The organism is Nostoc sp. JL33 (genome assembly GCF_017114985.1).
Taxonomy (GTDB): domain Bacteria; phylum Cyanobacteriota; class Cyanobacteriia; order Cyanobacteriales; family Nostocaceae; genus Nostoc.
Map to the genome: position 1 here is coordinate 25,182 of NZ_JABXKP010000038.1, position 17,438 is coordinate 42,619.

The following is a 17,438-nucleotide window of genomic DNA, read 5'->3' on the forward strand; positions in this document are numbered from 1 at the left end:
CTGCTTACTAGACTCTTTGGTGAGTATGTAAATAGCCATGAGATTAATTAGTTCGTTCCCAGAGTTATGATTGTTAAGTTGTTAATTAACAACTATCTTCATTTCAACACTCATAACTCGGAGCGGGGAAACTCTGATTTGATTAATGGCAACATCACGGTAAACGTCGTGCCTACATCAAGTTGACTTTCTACAGAGACTTGACCGTGATGTAAATCTACAAGGGTTTTAAGAATCGATAGTCCTAGTCCAGTACCAGGTATACTATCAATATTACTACCACGGTAAAATGGCTCAAATATTCGTTGTTGATCTACTACTGAAATACCGATTCCCTGATCTTTTACCTGAAAAATTACTTGCTCATTTTGGCAATATAATTTCAACTCAATTGCAATTTTTGAGGAAGAATACTTGATTGCATTATCGAGCAAATTCCTCAAAATAGGCTCTAAGAGTTTTTTATCTATGCAGGCTGTTAGGGACTTATCTTGACTTACAAAATTAATCGGGATTTGGCTAATACTCATCTGCATTTGTGCAACTAAATCATTACAGAACTGAACTAAATCAAGCGGTTTTGGCTCACAGTTAATTTTTGCTGATTCTGCCTTAGAGAAGAACAAAATATCATCCAACATCTGGCTGAGTTGTTCGGTAGCTTTTTCAATGTGATCGAGTAATGGTTGTATTTTTTTCTGTGTACGTTTGTCTACTTCTTCCTTTAGTAAGCTATTAGAAAATGAAACAATATTTAGGGGAGTTCGGAATTGATGGCAAACCATAGAAAGAAAACGCGCTCTAAGTTCGCTAAGTTGTTTTGCTTGTTCTAAAGCTTGGTTAAGACCTAATTCTGCATATTTGTAATCGGTAATATCGATGCCTGCAATCAGTTCGACTGGGTTTCCTCCAAAATCCAGCACTCCATCTAGCATGGCAACCGCACAGGCTAGCCAGCGCTCTGTGCCGTTTTTTGTCAAAAGATTTATCTCCTGATATTCAAAGTTACTTGCTTCACCTTGGTTGCGTACCTGCCGACGTTTTTTGCTTTTAATCAGTCGGTGCAGTCCAAAGCTTGTTAGCAGTTCCTCTTTTGTATAGCCAGTGAGTTTCTCTACTGCTGGATTTATGTAGCAAAGCCGCGTGCCTTGAATCAGAAAAGTGCTGGCATCTGTCGTTTCTGCTAAAGTCCGAAATCTAGATGCGTTCAGCCGCAATGCTTCTTCAGTCTGTTTCGATTCAGTAATGTCCCAAATACTCCACACTCTACCAATAATTTTGCCCTCAAGCCACTGAGGTTTCGAGTAGTGTGTAAAAACTCTCCCATCTTTCAACTCCAGAATGTCGTAACTCTCGAAATCAGATTGGCTAGACACTTCCCAAATCAGGCGACTAAAGGCTTGGGGATCTTTAAGTTGGCTCTCAAAAAAGTCTTTGCATCGAGGACATTTCTTAGATAGTATCAAGGACTCCGGGATCTGCCACATATCGATAAATTTCTGATTCAAACTCAGAATATCTCCCTCGAAGTTAACTGCAACAATACCAATGGCAGTAGATTCGAGAGTAGAACGAAGCAAAGAAAGAGATGTTTCTAATTCTACTTCTTTTGCCTTGAGTTGAGAAAATTCCTGTTGCAAATGGTCTTTAGCATCCCTTAATTCATCAGTCCACTTTTGCACGCTCAGTTCTACTATCTCATCACTTTTCTCACGAACAAAGGCACAGCCAAATTCCATATCTTGCTGTTTTACATAGCTCATCGATATTTCTACCAGAAAGATCCGACCTGCTTTTGTCCGGTAGCGAGATTTAAAGGTAAGGGAACCCTGTGAGCTAATATCTAACCAATTGTGTAGAGAAAAGTCTACGTCTATATCATGCAGCCTCATGGAAAGTAATTCCTCACGGGAATACTCAGTCATTAGGCAAGTGGCATCGTTGACGTAAAGAAACTGCGCGTTTGCTCCTAAACAGAAGGCAGCATCTACAGCGTGATTTATTAGGAAGTGAGCAAACTTCATTTCTACTTCTGGTTGTGCCGTCGATTGATTGTTTGATTTAGCTAATATATAATCGCCAGAATTCATACTCTTACTCCCTTCTGGTAATCAATGATCACCATAGCTATTAATGAGTTAATAGTCATGACTTACTAAAATATTTCAAGCGCTGTCACGCTGTTAAAAAATAAAACTAGTTAGTAAATTAAAACTAACATAACATTCTTAACAAAACTTATCATACCAATAAACAGTGAATTATTAAACCAAATTTTCCTAAAAAAACTAAATATTTAATTTAAAATTTATTATTGGCTTAAACAGCTTTTTATGACAGCCCAAAATTGAGACAAATCAAATCCTGATTAATCAATAAATAGAAAATACATTTTAAATTTTAACTAGCCCTGACACCAGAGCTAACTAATGGTTCACCAACCTAAAATAGCTGGGTTTCGACTGGGGAAAGGTTAAAGGATAAAAATTTTTATCCTTTAACCTTTCCTCACCAAACACTTTGGCGAACTAGTTTTGTAGAGTCGTTTGATTGTCAACATAAATGAATTTGCAGTCCTGGGCTTGCCTTAAATGAACAAATTTTACTGATCACTTCATTTTCTTAATTTATCTTAACTTACTCTCTCAGGGATTTAACTATAGATGAATATGCTTAGTCATCCGTCGTCGGGAATACATTTGTATTATAGAGATAAGTTTTATTTTACGTATGATACTATAATACATGTCATATAAAAAACCCTTGAATTGAAAACCTACTTAGCTTCTCCGAAACCATGCCTAATAACTAATAAATTTTATCGAGAAATTACGTACTTAGTATTTTAGTCATCTCTCAAAGTAAATATAAAAATTTAAAATAAGATGTATTTATCGTTACAAATAATTGACTCAAAGAGTTTTTGGTGGCAGTATATAGACCGCCAAACTGTTGTAGTTCGGCTCATGCTTTAACTGGGATAATTGATGACGGCGAGTTCAAGAGTCAATAATTGAAGAAGAATACATTCGTCAGAATTCAGGAATCAGAATCAAGACGCTCGTTCCTCTCTACAATACAAGCAAGCTACCGCAAACCCCAGTAGAGAACAGAAGACAGCCAGTCGCTCATGGGGAGCCACTTTGGAGAAGATCGGACTGTCTGATTAAGGCGCTGGCTTCCCTAAACAACTTTTAAGAAAAAATATAACAGTTGTGTAAGTCCTAAAGCAAAAGAATTGACAACCACATCAAAAGATTTTCTATTGTAAATTTGGGATATGTCGTAGCAGCGATGCCGAAGGCGGGCTACGCCTACGCAGAATTTCAATCTTTCAGAATGACTAAGTTGGAAATGTCGCATTCAGGATAAAAGCGAAAGAATTGACACCCAGATCAAACGATTTTTCATTGCAAATTAGGTTTTCATCATAATAGTTAAGAACCTTCCCAGGCGGTTTAGTAGTAAGTAGGCGTAGCCCGCCGCAGGCATCGGTGCTATTAAAGCTAGCTGTATTAAGCTTTGTAAAGATTCTGAGATGTGTTTGAGTTCAGGCTAGTTGCTAGTTTATATCGCTCTGGATGATTTAGCTTTTTCCCCGTCAATCTACTTAAGTACTGTAGGCATCACCATAGAAGCGAAAAATTTGACATGCTTATCAAAAGATTTTTGATTGCACAACGGTCTTCGTCTCCTTTATTCTGGTGACAAGAAGCACAGCCTCAACTGTTGTATGCTTTTGGTAAAAATTTTTTGGTACTGCGCTCATAAGCATTAATCAGCAGCGATCAACCATTTCTACTATCGACCAAGCTAGGTCATAGCTGTAAGAAACTACAGAGTCGTTTGTATTAAATATGTCTAGCGCTGTGATTGTAAACTAAAAAGCCTTTCTTTTGTGTAACTTTATGTAATTACGTGAAACCAATGAGTCAAAACTATACTGGTTCAAACTCTCCTCTAATCACCACTGAGCCATATAAGGAATTTCCAGCACACAGCTATGTAGAATCTACCTCTGACTCCCGTAAGCTTGATGAATCGGAGAATAACGAGGGAATTCAGCCTTTTTTAAACGACGAGATCGCCCCAACGCTCTCAGTTGCCGATGCGATCGCTCAAATGTTGGAAAATTTGGGAGTAAGCTACGCCTTTGGTGTCGCAGGTGGTGCGATGGCAAGCATTTGGGGTGCCCTATCAAATAGCAGTATAGAGGTATTAAACTTCCGCCATGAAGCAGGAGCCGCATTTGCAGCGACTGAGGCATACTTTGCCAATAGTCGCCCGGCTGTAGTTTTTACCACAGCCGGGCCAGGGATCACAAACGCTCTGACTGGATTATTTGCGGCTCGTGGTGAAGGTGCAAAGGTGATTTTGCTGTCGGCTTGCACCTCAGCACCGCAGCGTGGACGCTGGGCAATTCAAGAAACCAGCACTTACACATTGCCCAGTGGAGGAATGTTTACCTCAGGAGCGCTATTCAACTATGCAATCACTATTGAATCTGCGGCTCAACTCCCGCAAATTTTCCGCAAACTTGCTTTAGCTATGGCACAACCAGGCGGATTTGTTGCCCATTTGAGCATTCCCACTGCTGTGCAAACAAGTTTAGTTGAGAATATAGCTTTACCCCAACTAGATGTTTCTCAGTTTGCGATGACTGCTTCAAAAGAAGCGATCGCTAAATCTGTAGAGTTATTATCATCTGGCCCCTTTGCTATCTGGGTTGGTTTCGGTGCGCGTGACGCAGCAGACGAAATCCTCCAACTCGCAGAAAAAACCGGAGCTGCGGTGATGTGTTCACCCCGTGGTAAGGGTATCTTCCCGGAAGATCATCCCCAGTTTGTGGGTGTCACAGGTTTAGGCGGTCATGCTTCCGTCTTCACTTATATGGAACAGCAACCTCCACTACGCACACTCGTATTAGGAACCCGCCTTGGTGAACCGACTTCCTTCTGGAATTCGGCGCTAGTTCCAAAAAGAGGTTTTGTACATGTAGATATTGACCAAGAAGTGCCAGGGGTAGCGTATCCACACGTTGAAACTTTTGGGGTTCGGTCTGAAATCAAAGCCTTTGTGCAAGAGTTGTTGCAGCAATTACCAGATGCTCCTCGTTCCACAATGTCGTTACCTCGTCCAGAACACAAAGCAATCGAACCCGCACCAGATGTAGACTATCCAGTGCGACCAGAAGTATTGATGGCAGCAATTCAAAAGATCATTGTTGAGGGTAGCGATGCGGTAGTAATGGCAGAGTGCGGTAACTCCTTTACTTGGTCAACTCATCTACTGCAATTTGCCCAAGCCAATCGTTACCGAGTCAGCACCGGAGTTGGAGCAATGGGTCACGCTGTCACTGGAGTGTTGGGTGCAGCACTGGCGAACAATAGCAAGGCTGTAGGTATTGTTGGCGATGGAGCAATGCTGATGAATAACGAAATCAGCACAGCTGTGAAATACAAAATTCCGGCGATTTGGATTGTACTCAACGACGCGCGTTACAACATGTGCCATCAAGGGATGAAAATCTTGGGATTAAAGGGTGCAGACGCAACACTTCCACCAACAAACTTTGCGATGATTGCTCGTGGTATGGGAGCAGAAGCGATCGTCGTCGTCAGAGAGTCGGATATTGAAGCCGCATTAGAACAAGCGATCGCTTCAACTGTTCCCTTTCTGATTGATGTAGTGATTGACGCTGATCGCCCAGCACCCTCTGGTGGACGTAATAAGAGTTTAGCTGCACAAGGAGTTAAATCAAGTCCGGCGAAAAGTGCAGCCAAGCAGGTTTCATTTCCAATGGTTTGATTTTAAAAGCTGGCAATCTTATCCAATTGTTATAGACACTAAAACACTCCAAGAAAGCGGAATTTACAACGGAGTTTGGATTTGTCCATTCACCAAAAGACAAAGGATGAATTTGGAAGCAGCAAAAACTTTATTCCAGCCAAAAAACTACACCCAATCAACTGGAATTTCAAATTTTTGATTTTTGATACCTAAGTCTTTTATTAACTCTATCCAATAATAATCTTCGAGAGTGTTTTTGTGTCTATATTTTTACATTTTGTAATGGTCATTACTTTCTCTAACCAATCCCAAACAATATCGAGAGGTGAAAATGCTGCTATTTGAAACTGTTAGAGAAATGGGTCACGAACAAGTTCTCTTTTGTCATGGTAAAAATCCCGAAATTAAGGCAATTATTGCTATCCATGACACGAGCTTAGGCCCAGCGATGGGAGCTACAAGACTGTTTCCTTATGTCAACGAAGAAGCTGCTTTAAAAGATGCGCTTCGTCTGAGTCGTGGTATGACATATAAAGCTGCTTGCGCCAACATTCCGGCTGGCGGCGGCAAAGCAGTGATTATCGCTAATCCTGAAAATAAAACAGATGATCTGTTGAGAGCTTATGGACGTTTTGTTGATAGCCTGAATGGACGTTTTATTACCGGGCAAGATGTCAATATTACCCCTGACGATGTACGCACAATCAGTCAAGAAACGAAACATGTTGTTGGGGTATCAGAAAAGTCTGGTGGGCCTGCTCCCATAACATCTTTAGGAGTTTTTCTCGGAATTAAAGCTGCTGTAGAGTCTCGTTGGCAGAGCAAAAGACTTGATGGGATGAAAGTTGCAGTTCAAGGCTTAGGAAATGTAGGTAAAAATCTCTGTCGGCACTTACATGAGCATGATGTCAAGCTTTTTGTTAGCGATGTAGATCCAGCAAAAGCGGAAGAGGTAAAACGGCTTTTTGGCGCAACTATTGTAGAACCAAACGAAATTTACTCACTTGATGTAGATATCTTTGCTCCTTGTGCTTTAGGAGGAATTCTTAATAGTCATACAATTCCTTTCCTCCGAGCTTCTATTATTGCTGGTGCAGCTAATAATCAATTGGAAAATGAGCAACTACATAGTCAAATGCTTGCCAAAAAAGGGATTCTTTACAGCCCTGATTATGTAATTAATGCCGGAGGGCTAATCAATGTTTATAACGAAATGATTGGTTATGACGAAGAAAAAGCTTTCAAGCAAGTGCATAACATTTATGACACGCTATTAGCAATTTTTGACATTGCTAAACAACAGGGAATTACTACCAACGATGCTGCTAAACGATTAGCAGAAGACCGCATTCAGGGCGTTAAGCGAAAGCAAACTAAGGCGATCGCAGCTTAATTCTTATTACCTTTAGGAGTGAAAAGTGGAAAAAAATACCTTTGCAACATCAGCTTACATTGCTACATCACCAGAGAGCGCCTTTGACTACCTTTGTAGTTTAAAAAACTTAGATGAATGGACGCTTTATAGCCGGATGAAAGAGCAAATTGACGAAGATACCTGGCTCGGAACTGCATCTGGTTATCACAAAAATCTTTATTATCACGTTAAAAAGCTAGAAAACCCGCTTTTCTACGGCATTGAGTGGCACTGCGGATTAGAGTATCAGAAATATTTTCAGGTTTACCCTGTTTTGCTGTTTCCTACAGACTACATCGAGCCGGGGACAGATGAAAAAGGTGTGTACTTTCACTGGTTGAGCTTTGTTGATCCAAAACGGCAGACTCAGATGATTATGCAGGGAATTCATACAGTACACACTTCCGAATGTCGTTCTCTCAAAGGTAATTTGGAACGCAAGGCTGGTCTGACCGCAGCAGCCAAAGGAAGCCACTTTATCGATACGGACACCATTTATGTTGATGCCCCAATTGAAATTGGCATTGAATACTTAAAAGATTTACAAAACATAGATGAGTGGGCGCATTTACTGCGACCAAATGGTGAGATTGGAGTTGAATCAGGTGAATTTAAAGATGAATATGACCAGAAGGTAAAAGTTTCTGTGCGTCTGCATAGTCTGAGTAAATACTATTTGCTTGAACAGGAACACTTTTATCCAGACTACGAATATTATCAGCGTTCTGTAGCGCTACTTATTCCAACTGCTTATGCTTTCGCTGATCCCGAAGCTTCTGGTTTTATCCTGCATAGAATCACATTCTGGAAAACAGATGGTTCTGTAAGCCACGGCAAACTTCAGATTGAAGACTTTGGCGCTGAGAGCATGAACATCAAACGTTTACTCGAAGCCAAAGCCGGCAACCTCAAATCATTTGACCGGGGAATGAGCTATCTACCAAAAACTCAAGAATCGCTAGTTACTAATTAAAACCTCTGCGCTTTCCTCAGCTACCTAAAGCGTTTAAAACTCACCCCTCAGTTCCCCACGATTTTACCTAAAGCTGTATTGCAACACATGAAACTGAAACAACTTACTATTACCTTCCTCACTTTTTGTGTTGCCGCTTTTTCTGGAATGAAAGCTGCCTCAGCTGGATCATTTTCGGTAATTGCCGACGGTCTATATAATGCTGGAGGTCTGAGCTTTGGCCCTGATGGTAATCTCTATGTCACAGAGGCGGGAATCGGGGGAAGTGGAGCTTGTGTTCCACCACCAAGTGGTCAAGGCGATTCTTTGTGTTACGGCACAAGTGGCGCAGTTACCAAAATTGAGAATGGTAAGAGCGAGCGGATACTTACAGGACTTCCTTCTTTAGCATTACCAGATGGTAGTGGAGGCGCTGGGCCGCGTGATATCCAATTTGATTCTAAAGGTAAACCTTATGTTCTGATTGGGTATGGGGCTAATCCTGCCTTTCGCGATCGCAATTTAGGTAATACTGATCTCGGTAAAATCATCGCTGCCGATTTTAAGACCAATTCTTGGACGAGTGTTGCTGATTTAGCTAACTATGAACTCACCAACAATCCCGATGGTGGTGATGTCGATAGCAATCCCTTGGGTTTTGTAATAGATGGCAAGAATTTCGTTGTATCTGATGCAGGTGCAAACGATTTACTCAGTGTTAATACTGATGGTAGTAACTTGCAAGCTATTACTACCTTTCCGCAAGACATATTAACTAATCCCGTCTTTCCACCTTCTGATACACCATCCAATGAACCTGCACAGGTGCCATCTCAAGGTGAAGTAGTGCGAGCGCAGTTTGCAAGTCAACCAGTACCCTCAAGTGTGGCAAAAGGCCCTGATGGTGCTTATTATGTCAGCCAATTTACTGGTTTTCCCTTCTCAGAAGGTGGCGCAAAAATCTATCGAGTTGGTGCTGATGGCAAACCATCAGTATATGCAGATGGTTTTACCCAACTCACAGACTTGCAATTTGATACTGCGGGCAATTTATATGCTTTGCAGTACGCCAATCAGTCAGCCTGGAAGGGTAATTTTGATGGTTCTGTAATCAAAATAGCTACCGATGGCACACGCACAACTCTTCTGAGTGGCAATGGATTAGAGTCGCCTAGCGCTCTGACTATTGGTTCTGATGGTGCAGTATACGTGACAAACCAAGGCGATCGCCCTGGAAAAGGACAAGTTCTCAGAATTGAAAATATCAAGTCTGTTCCTGAACCTGATTCTGCTTTAGGCATATTAGCGATCGGTGCTTTGGGCGTTGGTTGGTTGCACAAGAAGAGAAGCCCTTCTGACTCCTGAATTCTGACTTGATAAAAGTTTCCACAAACAAATTATTTAATTCTCAATCTCCAAAGGTATGAAACTCAAATCATTTGCTCTTACATCTGTAACATTTTGTTTTGCTGCTATTTGTGGAACACCATCTGTACAAGCTGCAACGCTAACGACAATTGTCGATGGAGTCAGTAATGCACGGGGTGTTAGCTTTGGCCCTGACGGCAGTCTCTACGTAGCAGAGCCAGGTATCGGCGGAAACGGAAATTGCCAACCATCTCCGAGTACGCTGTTTCAGCCTATCTGTGCTGGTAACACTAGTTCACTCGTCAAAGTTTCAGCAGACGGCACCAAACAGCGTCTACTTAATAACTTTGAGTCTCTAGCAGAACAACCTACAGGCAATCAAGGGGCCGGTATTGAAGACGTGCAATTTGACTCTAAAGGGAATGCTTATCTTCTAACTGGGTATGCTGGTTATCCAGGAAACCGTGATCTAGAAACATTTAAACTAGGTACTCAATCCCCTATCCCACAAAATCAACTTGGTAGTTTCCCGCCATCAACAGCCGATAAAGTACTGAATAGCCCGCTTTTAGCACAACTGTACAAAGTTGACTTGAAGACGGGAGCTCTCAACAGTATTTTTGACTTTGCCAAGTATGAAATCACCAAAAATCCAGACAAAGGGGATGTGGTTACCAATCCCTATGACCTGACTATTAATGGCGATAGTGCTTATGTGGTTGACGGGGGCGGGAACGCTGCTTACAAAATTAAACTTGACGGAAGTAAGTCCGAGGCGATCGCAATTCCTAAAAACGTCATTAGTGACTCCGACTTGCCACCAGGATTACAATTACCTCCTGGGCTATTAGAGCAGCTTCCAGGAGGAAAAACAGCAATTCAAGCAGTACCCACAGGTGGCACAATTGGTCCCGATGGAGCTTTATACGTTGGTGAATATACGGGTTTTCCTTATCCAGCAGGTAAATCACGGATTTTCCGCATTGGCGATGATCTCAAACCAGAAGTTTTTCTAGATGGGTTTACGCACATCACAGACCTAACCTTTGATAAGAAAGGCAATTTGCTGGTTTTACAGTTCAGCGACAAGTCCCAGTTAGGGGGTGACATCACAGATCTACCTGGTTCTCTGATCGAAGTTGCTCCTGATGGCACTCGCACAACACTCGTTGCAGCCGGTCAAGGGCTAGATTCGGCTGATGGAATTACTATTGGCCCTGATGGCAAGATTTATATTACCAATCAGGGTGTCGGCAAAGGACGAGGGGAGGTTGTTCGGGTGGATGGTATCGTTGCCGAAAAAGTCCCCGAACCTGGTTCAGTAGTGGGCTTATTAGCACTTGCTGGTGTAGGCGCGACTGCTGCTTTCGCCAAGCGCAAACGTCCCGAAAAGTCGGATGAAGAGTTACTAGTCAATGCAGAGACTGTCTAATTCCTCTTTACCTCGTGTCAGGTAAAGCTTACAGAATAGGCTGCTGCCTCACACAGAAAGTTGCATTTCAAACAAGAGGCAGTAGCCCGAATTTTAGGGTTCCCGAACTGGGACGGGGAACAAAATTAGTCTAGGAAAGAGTATACCTCATACAACTAGGACTTCAAACTCATGGGATTAGTCAAAAATTTGTCAATCGGTATTCTCGGTACTGGATTCATGGTGTTGGCAGCAGCAGCCCAAGCCAAGGCTGTAACATTAACTTACGACAGAAGTATTGGCGAAGCTGGCTTCGGACCTGGGCAGCTTTTTGTTCCCCAAGGCATAACGGTAGATAGCCAAGGGAATACCCTCATATCTAACGGACGCGGTGTTAACCCGGATGGTACTCCTAACTACAACCTCGGTAACAAAATTGAAAAATTTAGTCCAAGCGGTCAGTATATTGGAGCAATTGGCTCCGGCGGCAAAGGACCCGGACAGTTTGACGAGCCAACAACTGTAGACTTTAATCCCGTAACAGGGGATTTGTATGCAGGTGATGTTTATAACAACCGGATCAATCAATTCGATCCTCAGGGTAAATTTATTAGATCCTTTGCAAATGGAGAATTTACCGGTCTCATACCAGGTAGGTTTTTCTTTGGACCATCTGGTGTGACATTTGACAAAGCTGGCAACGTTTACGCAGGTGATTTTAACGGCGAAAGAATCCTTAAATTCACACCTGACGGAAAGCAAATTGGTGTCATTGGTGGCACCAATGGCACTGCACTTGGAGAATTCCAAGGTGTAGCCGGTACAAGAATTTCCCCAGTTAGTGGAAATATCTTTGTAGCTGACCAGTATAACAACCGCGTTCAAGTACTCGATCCAAATGGTAAACCTCTGTACACATTTGGTTCAGCAGGTAGCGGACCTGGACAGCTTCTTCAGCCAATTGGCATCGAAGTGGACGACCAAGAGAATGTTTATGTAGCTGATTCTATCAACAGCCGCGTTCAGGTATTTGATAAAAACGGTAAATTCTTGACTTCCTACGGTCAACCAGCCCTAGATGCATCAGGCAAGCCAGTCCCGCCTCCAGGATTAACTGACGGTCCCTTTGGCAATCCCCTCGACCTCACACCAGGCAAATTTAACTGGACGGGTGGCACAACCCTCAAAGATGACAAGCTGTATGTGGGCGATTTCTTCCAAGGTCGCGTCCAAGTGTTAAACGTAGAGGGTAGAAAGCAAGTGCCAGAACCGAGTTCAACATTGGGTTTAGCATTGCTTGGATTTGGGGCTGCTACCGTCATATTGCGGAAACGTGGGCAACAAAAGTCAGTCTTGAGTTTAGAGAAGGAACTGCAAAATAATTACTAATTCGTAATTCGTAATTCGTAATTAGAAAGTTTCGTAGGGTGCATTAGCCAAGAGCATAACACACCATCTCAATAATTTCGGTGCCGTACTCTCGGCGGAAACACACCCTACGAAAATTTCAGGTTATTAAATCCGGAACAAGGGAGATAAAAACTGGATAACACAACAAAGCCAACATTATCAAGGTGCTTTTAGGACATTAAGAGTTCATGCAAATTCTGATTTATTCATACAACTATCATCCAGAACCAATTGGTATTGCACCTTTGATGACTGAACTAGCAGAAGGGCTGGTGAAGCGAGGGCATCAAGTGCGGGTAATCACAGGTATGCCTAACTATCCTCAGCGCCAGATTTACGATCGCTATCGGGGTAAGTTATACGTTACTGAACATAAAAATGGTGTCAAAATTCAGCGTAGTTACCTGCGGATTAAGTCTAAACCTAACCTTATAGATCGGCTACTGCTAGAGTTGAGCTTTGTTTTTACGAGTTTGCCACAAGCTCTCAAGGGACAGCGACCTGATGTGATTCTCTTAACAGTGCCGCCGTTACTAGTTTGCTTACCTGCAACCTTAATAGCTTGGCTATACAACTGTCCAGTAGTGCTAAATGTGCAAGATATTCTCCCGGAAGCTGCCGTGCGTGTTGGGCTAATTAAAAATAAGTTGATGATTTCAACTCTGGAAGCTTTAGAAAAATTTGCCTACCGAACTGCACATACCATTAGCGTGATTGCGGATGGCTTTGTAGATAATTTAAAAAATAAAGGTGTACCTGCTAATAAGATTGCCTGTATTCCAAATTGGGTGAATCTAAATTTTATTCGCCCTTTACCAAAGGAGAATAACTCTTGGAGAACTTCCCATCAACTCGATGGTAAATTTGTAGTGCTTTATTCAGGTAATATTGCCCTGACGCAAGGTTTGGAGACAGTAATCGAAGCAGCAGCTCGCTTGCGCGATCTAAAAGAAATTGTCTTTGTCGTCGCCGGTGAATCCCAAGCTCTCGAAAGGTTGCAAAAACATTGTCTCGCTTGTGGAGCAGATAATGTTTTACTGCTACCATTGCAACCGCGAGAAAAACTACCGCAAATGTTGGCAGCCGCAGATGTCGGGTTGATTGTGCAAAAGTGGAATGTGATTTCCTTCAATATGCCTTCTAAAATACCACTGTTGTTAGCTAGTGGTCGCCCAATTGTCGGTTCAGTTCCCGGCGCTGGTACTGCTGCCAAAGCTATCAAAGAAAGTGGCGGCGGTATTATCGTTGAGCCAGAGTCAGCAGATGCTTTGGCCGCTGCTGTATGGGATTTATATAATCAACCGGAATTAGCAGCAAAATTAGGGCGTGAAGGAAGAAAGTTTGCTGTAGAAAACTATTCCTTTGAGCAAGCGCTAGATCGGTATGAAGAGTTATTTTCTGATGTGATTGCCAAAGAAGCAACAACTTTGGATATTTTGCCGGAAATGAGTTCTAAAGAATCACTTGTTGATATTTGAAAATTGGGGAAAGGAAAAATGCCTTTGAAATCCTCTTATTCAGATCAGCTTAAAAAAACTGACCAAAGCTTGATCGCCTTACTGAGCGATCGCATATCATTATTAGCAGCATCAGAACCTCCTTCTTTAGATGAACAACTGGCTGATGTGGCTCCCCTACTTGCTCAAGCTGGTATTCCTGAGTCTGTTTGGGTAGGTGTGCTGAATAGTTGTCATGCGATGATTCCTAAATATGTAGCCAATCATGTCAGTCCCCGACAAATTACGATCATCGGTGGACGCGGCAGGATGGGAAGATTATTCAAAGAGCAACTTTCGATAGTTGGTCACAATGTTAGCGTTCTCGAACACGAGGATTGGGAGTATGCAGATAAACTGTTGAATCAGGCAGAATTAGTATTAGTAAGTGTTCCCATTGAATATACAGTTGATGTTATCAAGCGTGCAGCTAAATACCTTGCCCCAAATACAGCTTTGTGTGACATCACGAGTATTAAAACACAACCAACTCAAGCAATGCTCGAACACCATTCAGGCCCAGTCATGGGCTTACACCCAATGTTTGGGCCAAATATCAAATCGTTTTTAGGACAAAAAGTGGTAGTGTGTCCAGGTCGGAACGATGATTCATTTCAATGGTTATTAGACTTTATTAAAACTAAAGGTGGAGAGTTAATTGTTTGCACGCCGGAAGAACATGATAAAATAATGGTGGTTGTTCAAGCAACACAGCATTTCTGTAGATTTAGTCTTGGCGTTTTCTTGACACAAGCAAGAATTGACATAGAGCAGAGCTTAACAATGTCAACTCATAACTACCGTCAAGAAGTTGACATCGTTAAACGTTTGTTTTCTCAAGACCCCCGTTTATGTGTGGATATTATGCTAGCTACACAGGAACGATGTGATGCAATTGGCTTTTTAACTAATACTTACAGCCGTTTAGCGAAACTGGTGGCGAGGAAAGATAGAGACGCATTAATTAAAGAATTTGAAAATACTCAAAGCTTTTTTGAAGAGAAAATCAACACTTTTCTACAGCCTTTAAACACAACTTCTAAAACGGTTCAACGAGATTTTAAGCCAATACGGTTCAGTTAAGGTTAAAAGTCTTTCAGGACTTATACCATTTCTTTGTAAAGCTGCGCCAAACCCTTTTAACTTCTTTCTTTCTTTCTTTCTTTCTTTCTTCGCGTCCTTCGCGTCCTTCTCCCAAGGGGAGACGCTAACGCGAACGCGGTTCGTTTTTCTTTCTTGTACTTAAATATGGTTTAGCGCATCTTCATACAGAATTGGTATAAGTCCTGTCTTTATCAAAGTCATTTTTTTTTAACGAACCACAGAGGCGCAGAGAACACAGAGAGAGGAAAAAAATGCTTAACTGAACTGTATTGGATTTTAGGCCACAGATGCACACAAATATTAGCATTTAAAGAACAAAAACTATGCTGATAGACATCTTTCACGATACCGTATGCCCCTGGTGCAGAATTGGGAAAAAGCATCTATTTGATGCACTGACACAATGGCAAGAACAAGAAGTACATATTCGCTGGCATCCCTTTCTTCTAGATAATACTATTCCTGCTGAGGGATACGAATTTCGTAGCTTTATGCAAAAAAGAAAAGGTATCGAAAGAGAACAACTGCAACATCTGTTTGATAGTACGCGACGCGCAGGTGAGGCGGCTGGAGTCAAGCTAGATTTTGACAAAATCGGTTTGGCTGTCAATACTAAGCTTTCTCACGAGTTGATTACACTTGCACCCGCAAAGGTAAAAAATGATGTCGTAGAAGCTATTTATAAAGCTTACTTTGAAGACGGTTTGAACATCGCAGATATTAACGTTCTTGTTGCCATCGGTACAGCATACCAAATGGATGCTAGGGAATTACGCCTGTTATTAAATGATCGTGCTGTGGCTGATGCAGTTGTGGCTGAATCCACATTCGCTCGGTTAAATGGCATCAACAGCGTGCCGTTCTTCATGATCAATAACAATGTCAAGATAGATGGTTCTTACTCGGTAGAAATCTTCCTTCAAGCTTTGAATCGTGCAGCACTTATAGATATATCAGCAAAAATATGGTAATTGACATTAAGCAAAAAAGCAGATTCAGTCTGCAACCAATTCATCAACGTGTTTCGGTTACTTTCAACTACGAGGTTTACTTCACTCAAAATTTATTTGAGTTGAAAAACCCCACCTTAGCCCAAGTGATTGCAGCAGATGGGGAGACAAAGCCGAAGAAAGTAGTAGCGGTAGTAGACGCAGGAATATTGGAGTATCAACCTGGATTGGTTAAGCAATTAGTAGCGTATACCAAGTTTTATGCAGAAGTACTAGCGATCGCAGCCGAACCGATGATAATTTCGGGAGGAGAAGCTGCCAAAAACGATCGCACTTTAGTAGATCAAATCCAGCAACAGATTGAAGCCGCCGGATTATGTCGCCATTCCTACATATTAGCGATCGGCGGTGGGGCGGTATTGGATTTGGTAGGATATGCTGCTGCAACTGCTCACCGAGGAATTCGCCTTATCCGCATTCCGACGACTGTGTTAGCACAAAATGATTCCGGGGTTGGAGTAAAAAACGGCATCAACGCCTTTGGTAAAAAGAACTTTCTTGGCACATTTGCGCCACCTTATGCAGTTATAAATGACTCTGCCTTTTTGACAACTTTAGACGATCGCGATTGGCGTTCTGGGATCGCAGAAGCAATCAAAGTGGCGCTGATTAAGGATGCTAACTTTTTTTATTTTATCCATTTCCACAGCGCAGCCCTTGTGCAGCGAGACATGGACACTATGCAAGAAGTGATCTATCGTTGCGCTCAGTTGCACTTAGAACACATTACCAACAGTGGCGATGCTTTTGAAATGGGTTCGTCTCGTCCCCTGGATTTTGGACATTGGGCGGCTCATAAACTGGAGCATTTGACAGGTTATCGCTTGCGTCATGGCGAAGCAGTTGCGATCGGTATCGCTTTGGATAGCACCTATTCCTATTTAGTAGGACTGCTGGATTATTCAGAATGGCAACGGATATTAAATACTTTATCAGCGTTGGGTTTCACGTTGTATGTGCCTGAACTAGCTGAGAAGTTATCACAATTAGAACATCCTGATTGTCTGTTCGGAGGTTTAACTGAGTTCCGCGAACACTTGGGTGGAGAATTAACTCTAATGCTGTTACAACGCATTGGAAAAGGAATTGAAGTTCATCAGGTGGATTTGTTTTTGTATAGGCAAGCAATATCGCTGTTGCGGGAATTTAGGGTGGAATTTTAAACGCTCCAGGTAGCTGAGGGAAGCGCAGAGGAACGCTGAGGTTTAATGAGAATTTATGAGATAATTTACTACTTTTGAGGGAGGCGGAGATTTTTAAATAGGCTATCAGGAAATGTACTAGGAAAGCAGTATAAAAAGCGAATAAATTGACACCTAATCGAAAAATTGTTCAGCGTATTATCTGCTTGATATCTAGTACTCTTAAATAAGAAGCAAAAAGTTTTTCATTACATCTTTTAAAAAAAAACACACAAGTTTGGATAATTTCAATTAGATTGACATCGAATTATCTTGAGTCGTTTTTATTTTGAAGATAGTTA

General features: G+C 41.9%; 11 protein-coding genes. 10 read left to right on the forward strand and 1 reads right to left on the reverse strand.

Annotated features, from left to right (window positions below; genetic code table 11):
• Nucleotides 1-110 precede the first annotated feature (110 nt).
• On the reverse strand, nt 111-2,090 hold the full coding sequence (locus HWQ23_RS09040) for a scytonemin biosynthesis sensor histidine kinase (protein WP_292826658.1): 1,980 nt from the start codon (nt 2,088-2,090) through the stop codon (nt 111-113).
• A gap of 1,837 nt (nt 2,091-3,927) precedes the next feature.
• Between HWQ23_RS09040 and scyA the strand changes: the two genes are divergently transcribed.
• The 10 genes from scyA (at nt 3,928) to HWQ23_RS09090 (ending at nt 17,118) form a co-directional block, all read left to right on the forward strand.
• Nucleotides 3,928-5,808, forward strand: a complete 1,881-nt coding sequence (gene scyA, locus HWQ23_RS09045; RefSeq protein WP_292826661.1) for a scytonemin biosynthesis protein ScyA — start codon at nt 3,928-3,930, stop codon at nt 5,806-5,808.
• Nucleotides 5,809-6,121: 313 nt separating this feature from the next.
• The gene (gene scyB, locus HWQ23_RS09050) at nt 6,122-7,183 is read left to right on the forward strand and encodes a tryptophan dehydrogenase ScyB (protein WP_292826664.1); all 1,062 of its coding nucleotides are present in this window, start codon (nt 6,122-6,124) and stop codon (nt 7,181-7,183) included.
• Nucleotides 7,184-7,208: 25 nt separating this feature from the next.
• Nucleotides 7,209-8,177 carry a scytonemin biosynthesis cyclase/decarboxylase ScyC gene (gene scyC, locus HWQ23_RS09055; RefSeq protein WP_292826667.1) on the forward strand — a complete coding sequence of 323 codons (969 nt, stop codon included), beginning with the start codon at nt 7,209-7,211 and terminating at the stop codon, nt 8,175-8,177.
• A gap of 87 nt (nt 8,178-8,264) precedes the next feature.
• Nucleotides 8,265-9,521 (forward strand): ScyD/ScyE family protein, encoded by a 1,257-nt coding sequence (locus HWQ23_RS09060; RefSeq protein ID WP_292826670.1) that lies wholly within the window; start codon nt 8,265-8,267, stop codon nt 9,519-9,521.
• Between the two features lie 58 nt (nt 9,522-9,579).
• The gene (locus HWQ23_RS09065) at nt 9,580-10,956 is read left to right on the forward strand and encodes a ScyD/ScyE family protein (RefSeq protein ID WP_292826673.1); all 1,377 of its coding nucleotides are present in this window, start codon (nt 9,580-9,582) and stop codon (nt 10,954-10,956) included.
• Nucleotides 10,957-11,127: 171 nt separating this feature from the next.
• Nucleotides 11,128-12,324, forward strand: coding sequence for a scytonemin biosynthesis PEP-CTERM protein ScyF (gene scyF / locus HWQ23_RS09070; protein WP_292826676.1), 1,197 nt, complete (start codon nt 11,128-11,130; stop codon nt 12,322-12,324).
• Between the two features lie 209 nt (nt 12,325-12,533).
• Nucleotides 12,534-13,823, forward strand: coding sequence for a glycosyltransferase family 4 protein (locus tag HWQ23_RS09075; RefSeq protein WP_292826679.1), 1,290 nt, complete (start codon nt 12,534-12,536; stop codon nt 13,821-13,823).
• An 18-nt stretch (nt 13,824-13,841) separates the two neighbouring features.
• On the forward strand, nt 13,842-14,924 hold the full coding sequence (gene tyrA, locus HWQ23_RS09080; RefSeq protein ID WP_292826682.1) for a bifunctional chorismate mutase/prephenate dehydrogenase: 1,083 nt from the start codon (nt 13,842-13,844) through the stop codon (nt 14,922-14,924).
• A gap of 344 nt (nt 14,925-15,268) precedes the next feature.
• Nucleotides 15,269-15,916 carry a DsbA family oxidoreductase gene (locus HWQ23_RS09085; RefSeq protein ID WP_292826685.1) on the forward strand — a complete coding sequence of 216 codons (648 nt, stop codon included), beginning with the start codon at nt 15,269-15,271 and terminating at the stop codon, nt 15,914-15,916.
• Complete coding sequence (locus HWQ23_RS09090) at nt 15,910-17,118, forward strand: 3-dehydroquinate synthase (RefSeq protein WP_292826688.1); 1,209 nt, start codon at nt 15,910-15,912, stop codon at nt 17,116-17,118. Before HWQ23_RS09085 ends, HWQ23_RS09090 begins: the two co-directional genes overlap by 7 nt.
• Nucleotides 17,119-17,438 lie beyond the last annotated feature (320 nt).

Bases quoted from the DNA above. Each gene is read 5' to 3' on its own strand.
- HWQ23_RS09040 (WP_292826658.1), bottom strand. From the start codon at position 2,090: ATGAATTCTGGCGATTATATATTAGCTAAATCAAACAATCAATCGACG.
- scyA (WP_292826661.1), top strand. From the start codon at position 3,928: ATGAGTCAAAACTATACTGGTTCAAACTCTCCTCTAATCACCACTGAG.
- scyB (WP_292826664.1), top strand. From the start codon at position 6,122: ATGCTGCTATTTGAAACTGTTAGAGAAATGGGTCACGAACAAGTTCTC.
- HWQ23_RS09060 (WP_292826670.1), top strand. From the start codon at position 8,265: ATGAAACTGAAACAACTTACTATTACCTTCCTCACTTTTTGTGTTGCC.
- HWQ23_RS09065 (WP_292826673.1), top strand. From the start codon at position 9,580: ATGAAACTCAAATCATTTGCTCTTACATCTGTAACATTTTGTTTTGCT.
- scyF (WP_292826676.1), top strand. From the start codon at position 11,128: ATGGGATTAGTCAAAAATTTGTCAATCGGTATTCTCGGTACTGGATTC.
- HWQ23_RS09075 (WP_292826679.1), top strand. From the start codon at position 12,534: ATGCAAATTCTGATTTATTCATACAACTATCATCCAGAACCAATTGGT.
- tyrA (WP_292826682.1), top strand. From the start codon at position 13,842: ATGCCTTTGAAATCCTCTTATTCAGATCAGCTTAAAAAAACTGACCAA.
- HWQ23_RS09085 (WP_292826685.1), top strand. From the start codon at position 15,269: ATGCTGATAGACATCTTTCACGATACCGTATGCCCCTGGTGCAGAATT.
- HWQ23_RS09090 (WP_292826688.1), top strand. From the start codon at position 15,910: ATGGTAATTGACATTAAGCAAAAAAGCAGATTCAGTCTGCAACCAATT.